The sequence below is a fragment of the Streptomyces sp. NPDC001709 genome (assembly GCF_053596375.1).
Map to the genome: position 1 here is coordinate 144,414 of NZ_JBSFGB010000025.1, position 8,925 is coordinate 153,338.

The following is an 8,925-nucleotide window of genomic DNA, read 5'->3' on the forward strand; positions in this document are numbered from 1 at the left end:
ACCCGGTGGTCAGCCCGGTCGGACCACGCTGTGGATGATCGACTCTCCGCCGTAGTAGATCGACTCCTCGCGGACGTACGCGCCCGGCTTCGGGGCGTGGATCATCATGCCGTTGCCTATGTAGATGCCGACATGGCTGATGTCGTCGTAGAAGAAGACCAGGTCGCCCGGCCGCGCATTGGCCAGGGAGACCGTGGTGCCCGCGTCGACCTGGTCGTACGTGGTGCGCGGCAGCGTGACGCCGGCAGCCCTCCAGGCGGCCTGGGTGAGGCCCGAGCAGTCGTAGGAGTCCGGCCCGGTGGCGCCCCACACATACGGCTTGCCGATCTGCGCGCGGGCGAAGGCGATCGCCTTCTCGGCCTTCGTGTCGTACGAGCCGGAGCCGGACGTCGTGGAGCCGGTCGAGCCGGAGCCCGTCGAACCGGACCCGGATCCCGAGGACCCCGAGGACGAGGAGGACGACGAGGACGAGGACGACGAGTCGGCCTGCTGCTGAGCCTGCTGCTTCGCCAGCTCGGCCGCCTTGCGCGCCGCCTCCTGCTGCTTCTCCCGCTCGATGGCGGCCAGCCGAGCCTTCTCCTGGGCCGTCAGCTGCGACAGCAGGTCGCGCGCGGAGGCCAGCTTCTTCTGGACGGTGGCCTTGGCGCTCTGCAGGTCGTGCTGCGAGTCGGTCAGCGTCTGCAGGCTCTCGGCGGCCTCCCGCCGCTTCTTCATGGTCGTGGCCTGCTCACCGATGTAGTCGTCGACCGCGCTCTTCTCCCGCGACGTCAGCCGGCTCATCAGCTGGGTCTGGTCGAAGTAGTCCTGCGGGTCGTTCGCCAGCAGGAAGGTGGCCGTGTCGGGAGCGGAGGCGCCGGTGCGGTACTGGGCCGCAGCGAAGGAACCCAGTTCCTCGCGGGCCTTGTTGAGGCGTTCGGTGCGCCGGGCGACCTCGTTGCGCAGGGCGTCGACGCGCCCGCGCTGTTTGCCGGTGCGCTCTTTGGCCGCGTTGTACTTGTCGGTCGCCGACTCCGCCTGGCGGTAGAGGTCGTCGACCTTCTTCTCGACCTCCTCCAGGCTCGGCTTGGTGTGATCGGTTCCCGGGGCGGCCTCGGCGCTCTGCGAGAACACGGCCATGGAGGTGAGGGCGGCGGTGGCGAGGGCGGGGGTGCGGAAGCCCGCCCCGATGGTCCCGCCGGGGCGCGGCTTGCGGTGCGACGCCAAGGGAGGCGCTCCTTCCAGTGGGCCGCCTACCGGGTTAGCTGTCGGGTTCGGGCGGCGGTTCGGAAGGGTTGCCCTACGGCGTCGTCCCGGGCGGGAGTCGGCCGATTCACCCCAGGATCGGTGGGTCCCCGGCTCCGGGCACCACGAGGGGTACACCGGACTCGGCGGAGGCCGCGCACGCGGCCTGACGGCAACCTAGCCAACTCGTGTGACTAGTGTGAAGGTTGGTGCGTGATATGTCCGATACATTTTTGTGATCTGAGCTCGGGAACACGTTCCCGTCATCGGACGATTCCGCAGCGTAAGGGCATTCCCGCGCCGCCCGCGGCGGCCATCTTCCCGGGACGGCGACCGGTTGTCGGTGGGGCGCCCTAGACTCGGAGAGCGATGAGCAGCCTCTTTGACGACAGCTTCCTGGCGGACCTCCAGACCCCTCGCGGGCACGAGGAGGAGCACCCGCCTCCGCCCGAGGACGATCACGCTCCGGAGCCGGTTCCGGACGATCTGTTCGGCGGGAAGTTCGACCTGCCGCCGGACCCGGACGCCTACTACCGCGACGGCGCGTCCCGCCCCGCGCTCGACTCGGCGGCACTGCTGGAGGGGCTGAACGACAACCAGCGCGCCGCGGTCGTGCACGCCGGCTCCCCGCTGCTCATCGTCGCCGGCGCCGGCTCCGGCAAGACCCGCGTGCTCACCCACCGCATCGCGCACCTGCTCGCCGAGCGGAATGTGCACCCGGGCCAGATCCTCGCGATCACCTTCACCAACAAGGCCGCGGGCGAGATGAAGGAGCGCGTCGAGCAGCTCGTCGGCCCGCGCGCGAACGCGATGTGGGTGATGACCTTCCACAGCGCGTGCGTACGCATCCTGCGCCGGGAGAGCAAGAAGCTCGGCTTCACTTCCTCGTTCTCGATCTACGACGCCGCCGACAGCAAGCGCCTGATGGCCCTGGTCTGCCGCGATCTGGACCTCGACCCCAAGCGCTTCCCGCCGAAGTCGTTCAGCGCCAAGATCAGCAACCTGAAGAACGAGCTGATCGACGAGGAGGACTTCGCCGCCCAGGCCACGGACGGCTTCGAGAAGACCCTCGCCCAGGCCTACGCCCTCTACCAGTCGCGGCTGCGCGAGGCGAACGCCCTCGACTTCGACGACCTGATCATGACGACGGTCAACCTCCTGCGCGCCTTCCCGGACGTCGCCGAGCACTACCGCCGCCGCTTCCGCCACGTCCTCGTCGACGAGTACCAGGACACCAACCACGCCCAGTACGCGCTCGTACGGGAACTCGTCGGCACCGGCGAGCGTGCCGCCAAGGACGCCGACGTACCGCCCGGCGCGGACGACCTCCTGCCCGCCGAACTGTGCGTGGTGGGTGACGCGGACCAGTCGATCTACGCCTTCCGCGGCGCGACGATCCGCAACATCCTCCAGTTCGAGGAGGACTACCCGAACGCGACGACGATCCTGCTGGAGCAGAACTACCGCTCCACGCAGACGATCCTGTCCGCCGCCAACGCGGTCATCGAGCGCAACGAGTCCCGCCGCCCCAAGAACCTGTGGACCAACGCGGGCGCGGGCGCGCAGATCACCGGCTATGTCGCCGACACCGAGCACGACGAGGCGCAGTTCGTCGCCGACGAGATAGACCGTCTCACCGACGCGGGCGAGGCCAAGGCCGGCGATGTCGCGGTCTTCTACCGGACCAACGCCCAGTCCCGTGTCTTCGAGGAGATCTTCATCCGCGTCGGCCTGCCCTACAAGGTCGTCGGCGGTGTCCGCTTCTACGAGCGCAAGGAGGTCCGGGACGTCCTGGCCTACCTGCGCGTCCTCGCCAACCCCGAGGACTCGGTGCCGCTGCGCCGCATCCTCAACGTGCCCAAGCGGGGCATCGGCGAGCGCGCGGAGGCGATGATCGACGCCCTCGCCCAGCGCGAGAAGATCAGCTTCCCGCAGGCGCTCAAGCGCGTGGACGAGGCCTACGGCATGGCCGCGCGCTCCACCAACGCGGTCAAGCGGTTCAACACGCTGATGGAGGACCTGCGCACGATCGTCGAGTCCGGCGCGGGAGCGGCGACCGTCCTGGAGGCGGTGCTCGAACGCACCGGCTATCTGGCCGAGTTGCAGGCCTCCACCGACCCGCAGGACGAGACCCGCATCGAGAACCTCCAGGAACTCGCGGCCGTGGCCCTGGAGTTCGAGCAGGAGCGTGGCGAAGGCGAGCAGGGTACCCTCGCCGACTTCCTGGAGCAGGTCGCCCTCGTCGCCGACTCCGACCAGATCCCCGACGAGGACGAGGAAGGCTCCGGCGTCATCACACTGATGACCCTGCACACCGCCAAGGGCCTGGAGTTCCCGGTCGTGTTCCTGACCGGCATGGAGGACGGCGTCTTCCCGCACATGCGCGCCCTCGGCCAGACCAAGGAGCTGGAGGAGGAGCGGCGCCTGGCGTACGTCGGCATCACACGCGCGCGGGAGCGGCTGTACCTCACGCGGTCGGCGATGCGCAGCGCCTGGGGCCAGCCGTCGTACAACCCGCCCTCCCGCTTCCTGGACGAGATCCCGGCCGCCCATCTGGAGTGGAAGCGGACCGGAGCGGCGGCGCCGGTGTCCTCGGGCCCGGCCTCCGGGATCGCGGCCTCGCTGTCCTCGACCCGCTCGCGCTCCTCGGCGGCGGGCGCGTCCGGGTTCGCCACACGGCGGGCCACCGACAAGCCGGTGGTGTCCCTGGCCGTCGGCGACCGGGTCACCCACGACCAGTTCGGGCTCGGGACGGTCGTCGCGGTGTCGGGCGTGGAGGACAAGGCCCAGGCGACGATCGACTTCGGAGACGGCAAGCCGAAGCGGTTGCTGCTGCGGTACGCGCCGGTGGAGAAGCTGTAGGTCCGGCCGCACGTCCAAGGGCCCTCGCGGAACGGCGAGGGCCCACTGGATGCGGGGATGCTCAGGTGGGATCCAGTCCGTGGCTCCGCAGCCACGGCAGCGGGTCTATCGCCGCACCGCCCGCGGGCCGTACCTCGAAGTGCAGGTGCGGACCCGTGGAGTTGCCGGAGTTGCCGGAGTAGGCGATCGGATCTCCGGCCTTGACGGACGTCCCGTCGGGGACCCGGTAGCTGGACAGATGGCAGTACCAGGTCTCCGTGCCGTCCTTCGCCGTCACGATCATCATGTTGCCGTAGGCGCTGTTCCACTTGGTGGAGACGACGCCGTCGGTCGCGGCCATCACCGTGGTGCCGTACGAGACCGGGAAGTCGATGCCCGTGTGTACCGACATCCAGTTCACGCCGGCCTGGCCGAAGTACGCGCTGAGCCCCCTCTGCAGGACCGGCAGCACGAACTTGGGGCGCAGCCGCTCCTTGAGCGCGGCCTGCGCTGCGGCCTTCTTCTTCTCCATCTGCTGCTGGTTCTTGAGGTCGATCCGCTCCTGCGTCCGGCTCGCCCGGTCGGCGAAGTCATGGGCGCCGGCGGAGAGGGTCGTGAGCTGGCTGTCCAGCTTGCTGTTGGCGATCGACGGCTGGACCGCGTGCGCGTCCGAGGCGGAGACGGCGGTGTCCTTGCCGTCGTCGGTCAGCGCGCCGACCGAGGCGGCGGCGATCCCGGCGACACCCATCACACAGGCCGACGGCACCGCGACGGTCAGCAGCGCGGAGCGCTTGGCGGGCGTACGACGGCGGGAACGCGCGGCACTGCGTGCGCCGGCGCGGGGCCCCGGCACCGGAGTGACCTCTTCCTGGTCGTCCAGCAGATCGTTCACGGCGGGCAGTTCGCCGGTGGAGCCCGGCTCACCGAAGTCGGGGTCCTGGTACGGCGCCTGGTCGTCGTAGGGCACCTGCGGGAAGGCCGCGGCCTCCGGGGCGCCGACCTGCTCGAAGGCGGCGGTGGCCTGCTGGTCGAACGGTTCGGCACCGTACTCGGGCTCCGCCGGTACGGCCTGGCCGCCGGAGTTCCACTGCGTGGCGTCGTACGTGCCCGTCTCGAAGGTCTGGGTGCCCCACTCCCACTGCTGGGTCGGGTCGGCGATGCCGGACTGGTCGGGCTGCAGCCAGCCACTCGCGTCCCACTGGCCGCTGATGTCGTTGCCCGTCGCCTGGGCGGGGACCGTCCAGGCGGTGGTGTCGTAGACGCCGGAGTCGTAGGCGGCGTGGTGCTGGGCCGCGTACGGGTCGTAGTTCAGGGTCTGGGCGGTCTGCCACTGCGTGGTGTCGTACGCGCCGGTGCTCTGCGCGCCGGGCATGCTGCCGAAGAGCGGGTCGGTGGAGAAGGAACCGGTGCCGCCGCCGGCGTCCGGAAAACCGGTGGCGTCGTAGCCGCCGTACGTGGTGAGGTCGCCGTAGGTGGCTTCGTGGGCCCCGTAATGCGCGTAGTGCGCGGCGGAGGCGTCGGAAGCCGGAGCCGGGGTGGTCATGGTCCCCGACGGGTGACGGTCGTTCACCAACTTCTCTTTCGCCTCGACAACAGGGCTGCCAGAGCAGTGCGGCGACTGTACCCGCCGGTACCTGGGCGCGACAATCTTCGGGTGGTTTCGCGTTGGCGGGAAACGGGCATTCGGCGGTGTTTCGGGGGGCGCCGGACACGAGTTTGGCCGAGAGTTCGATTGGTGTTCGATATGCGGTGACTGTTCGTCACCTGTGCGTCACTCCGGCGTCGGATACCTCACGCCACCGTCAGGCCGTCGGCGATCCGGTCCCCGGAGTGCGCGGCGTCGAGCGCCTCGCGTATCCCGGTCGCGACGGCCGGGTGCACGGGCAGCGCGAGATGCCCGATGCCGGTCACCCGGATGTTCTGCGCGTCGAGGTCGGGGTGCTCCAGGCAGGCCGTCTCCAGAGGGACCATCACGGAGTCCAGGTCGCTCCAGAAGCTGACGAATCGCGTACGGCAGCCGGGCGCGGGCCGGGCCAGTTCCTCGATCACGCTCGAACCGGGCCGCATCTGCCGCACGATCGGATGGGCGTTGGCCAGCGGTGCCGCGCTGGTCCCCGAGTGCGGTGTACCGAGCGTGACGAGCGTGCGCACCCGCAGGTCACCGCCGAGACACTGTGCGTAATAGCGGGCGATCAGGCCGCCGAGGCTGTGCCCCACGATGTCGACCCGGTCGCTTCCGGTGCGCTCGCAGATCTCCTCTATGTGCCGGCCCAGTAACTCGGCGGCGGCGCGGATGTCGCAGGTCAGCGGGGAGTAGTTGAGCGATATGACGCGCTGCCCGCCGTGCTGGGCGAGGTTGCGGCGCAGCAGCACGAACACCGAGCGGTTGTCGATGAAACCGTGCAGCAGCACCACCGGCGGGCCGGACCGCACCGGAAGCTGGGCCGTGCCGTCGCGGGCGGGCAGGGCAGGGTAGCGGCGCTCCTGGGTGAGGCCGGTCGGATACAGCAGGAGATGGCCGGCCAGGATCGCGGCCTCGAGAGCGGTCGCCTTCAGCAGCGCCACGGAGATTCCGGTGAGTCTGTCGGGCCACAGGCGGCGGCAGAACGGGAGAAAGAGCGGCAGCACCCCGGTGACCTTCATGGGCCGACCTCCTGTCGGCACGCCGGAGGACGGCTCGATCCCCCGTGTGCCCTCATGTCCCACCATGTGATTTCCCCCTCGCTGCGCACCGTAAAACTGCCGGTTGCGGGATGCTGGAGATAACGTTCGTTCACTTCACGACGGGTGGCGGAACGCGCCAAAAGTGCGGTACTTGTCGTTACGGACGGAAGCGATCGCTTCCGTGGTCGTGTGATGGAGGCAGTGATGGGTGTGGCAGCCGGTCCGATCCGCGTGGTGGTCGCCAAACCGGGGCTCGACGGCCACGATCGCGGGGCCAAGGTCATCGCGCGTGCCCTGCGGGACGCGGGCATGGAGGTCATCTACACCGGGCTTCACCAGACGCCGGAGCAGATCGTCGACACCGCCATCCAGGAGGACGCCGACGCGATCGGCCTGTCCATCCTCTCCGGCGCGCACAACACGCTGTTCAGCGCGGTGATCGACCTGCTCAAGGAGCGCGAGGCCGAGGACATCCTGGTCTTCGGCGGCGGCATCATCCCGGAAGAGGACATCCCGCCGCTGAAGGAGAAGGGCGTCGCGGAGATCTTCACGCCCGGGGCGACGACCACGTCGATCGTGGAGTGGGTGCGGGAGAACGTGCGGGTGCCTCCGGCGGTTGAGCCGACGGTTCGCTGAGCAGGGCGCCGGTGTCCCTGGGGGCTCCGCCCCCAGACCCCCGATCGGCCTGAACGGCCTCGTCCTCAAGCGCCGGACGGGCTGGTGATGCCGGTCGGTGCCAATTCGCGGGCCATCTCGGCCCGCAGCCGCAGCGTGGTCATCAGCCGCTGGAACGCCTCCGCCCAATAGCCTCCGGCCCCCGGCGCGGCGTCCTCCCGTTCGTCGGGTATCGCCAGCAGCGCCTCCAGCCGGCCGGCCTCCGCCGGGTCCAGGCAGCGTTCGGCCAGGCCCATCACCCCGCTGAAACTCCATGGGTAACTGCCCGCGTCCCGGGCGATGTTGAGTGCGTCCACGACTGACCGGCCCAGCGGCGGGGCCCACGGCACCGCGCACACCCCGAGCAGCTGGAACGCCTCCGACAGGCCGTGGGCCGCGATGAATCCGGCCACCCACGCGGCCCGTTCCGCCGGCTCCAGGGTGGCCAGCAGCTTTGCCCGCTCCGCCAGTGACACCGCGCCCGGCCCCCCGGCCTCCGGCGCCGACGGCGAGCCCAGCAGGGCCCTCGACCACTCGGCGTCCCGCTGCCGCACCGCGGCCCGGCACCAGGCCGCGTGCAGTTCGCCCTGCCAGCCGTCCGCCACGGGCAGCGCCACGATCTCCCGCGCCGTCCGCCCGCCGAGTCGTCCCGGCCAAGTGCCGAGCGGGGCCGACTCCACCAACTGCCCCAGCCACCATGACCGTTCCCCTCTTCCCGCGGGAGGTGTGGCCACCACACCGTCGCACTCCATACCGGAGTCGCACTCGAGCGGCGCTTCCACCGTGATCGCCGGTGAGTTCCCGGTACGGTCGAGGGCCACACATGCCGCGGCCCGTACGGCCATGCGCGCGGCGAGCGCCGAAGCGGGCAGCGCCGAGAGCAGCTCCGCCGCCGTCGCCCGCACGTTGCGGCTGCGGTCGCCCAACGTCTGCTCCAGGAAGGGCTCGTCCGCGGCGGACAGGCCAGTGCGCAGCGAGTCGAGGAACATCAGCCGGTCCTCCGCCCGCTCCGTCGGCCAGGTCGACGCGAGCAGCTCGCGCGCCAGTGCGGGCGTACCGGCGCGCAGCGCGCCCAGCAGGGCCACCCGCTCGGCGAACAGCCCTTCCTGCCACAGCCGCCGCACCGCCTCGGCGTCCGAGGGGTCGGGCAGCGCGGCGCCGCCGCCGGGAGCCGCGCGCAGGGCGAAGCGCCAGTCCCCGTTCAGCCGGGCCAGCCACAGGGCCCGCGGGCCTGCGAACGCCAGCGCGGCCGGGCGCAGGTCCGTACGGCCCCGGGCTGCGTCCAGCAGGGCGGGCAGCGCCTGCGGCGGCGCAGCGTAACCGTGGGCGTTGGCCGCCGCGAGCCACTGCGGGAGCAGTTCCGTGAGGTCCGGTGAGCTGCCCCGGCGGCCACCGGGCCCGCCGCCGGAGCGGTCGGCCAGCAGTGTCGCGAGTCTGCGGGCCGCGGCGGCGGGCAGGGCCGGGCCGCCGGAGACGGCGATCGCACCGAGCGAAAGGGCGCGCAGCCGGTTCTTGCGCTGAAGCTTCACTTTCGGGAGTTCCTTC

General features: G+C 70.8%; 6 protein-coding genes and 1 riboswitch. Of the genes, 2 read left to right on the forward strand and 4 right to left on the reverse strand.

Going from position 1 to position 8,925, the window contains the following annotated elements; translation table 11 throughout:
- Nucleotides 1–9: 9 nt before the first annotated feature.
- Nucleotides 10–1,203 carry an NlpC/P60 family protein gene (locus ACWC0C_RS31680; protein WP_450867478.1) on the reverse strand — a complete coding sequence of 398 codons (1,194 nt, stop codon included), beginning with the start codon at nt 1,201–1,203 and terminating at the stop codon, nt 10–12.
- Nucleotides 1,204–1,226: 23 nt separating this feature from the next.
- Nucleotides 1,227–1,370: riboswitch (cyclic di-AMP (ydaO/yuaA leader) on the reverse strand.
- A gap of 220 nt (nt 1,371–1,590) precedes the next feature.
- Between ACWC0C_RS31680 and pcrA the strand changes: the two genes are divergently transcribed.
- Nucleotides 1,591–4,083: a DNA helicase PcrA gene (pcrA, locus tag ACWC0C_RS31685; protein WP_450867480.1), complete on the forward strand. Its 2,493-nt coding sequence runs from the start codon at nt 1,591–1,593 to the stop codon at nt 4,081–4,083.
- Nucleotides 4,084–4,144: 61 nt separating this feature from the next.
- On the opposite strand, the gene ACWC0C_RS31690 is transcribed toward pcrA, so the two are convergent.
- Both ACWC0C_RS31690 and ACWC0C_RS31695 read right to left on the reverse strand, forming a co-directional pair.
- Nucleotides 4,145–5,632, reverse strand: coding sequence for a M23 family metallopeptidase (locus ACWC0C_RS31690; protein ID WP_450867482.1), 1,488 nt, complete (start codon nt 5,630–5,632; stop codon nt 4,145–4,147).
- A 221-nt stretch (nt 5,633–5,853) separates the two neighbouring features.
- Nucleotides 5,854–6,705 (reverse strand): esterase/lipase family protein, encoded by an 852-nt coding sequence (locus tag ACWC0C_RS31695; protein WP_450867483.1) that lies wholly within the window; start codon nt 6,703–6,705, stop codon nt 5,854–5,856.
- A 225-nt stretch (nt 6,706–6,930) separates the two neighbouring features.
- On the opposite strand from ACWC0C_RS31695, the gene ACWC0C_RS31700 reads away from it, so the two are divergent.
- Nucleotides 6,931–7,362, forward strand: a complete 432-nt coding sequence (locus ACWC0C_RS31700) for a cobalamin B12-binding domain-containing protein (protein WP_449198859.1) — start codon at nt 6,931–6,933, stop codon at nt 7,360–7,362.
- A gap of 65 nt (nt 7,363–7,427) precedes the next feature.
- Here ACWC0C_RS31700 and ACWC0C_RS31705 read toward each other — a convergent pair.
- On the reverse strand, nt 7,428–8,925 hold a 1,498-nt coding region (locus ACWC0C_RS31705; RefSeq protein ID WP_450867485.1), incomplete at its 5' end, for a DUF5691 domain-containing protein.

Coding starts and splice junctions, on each gene's coding strand:
- pcrA (WP_450867480.1), top strand. CDS start 1,591: ATGAGCAGCCTCTTTGACGACAGCTTCCTGGCGGACCTCCAGACCCCT.
- ACWC0C_RS31695 (WP_450867483.1), bottom strand. CDS start 6,705: ATGAAGGTCACCGGGGTGCTGCCGCTCTTTCTCCCGTTCTGCCGCCGC.
- ACWC0C_RS31700 (WP_449198859.1), top strand. CDS start 6,931: ATGGGTGTGGCAGCCGGTCCGATCCGCGTGGTGGTCGCCAAACCGGGG.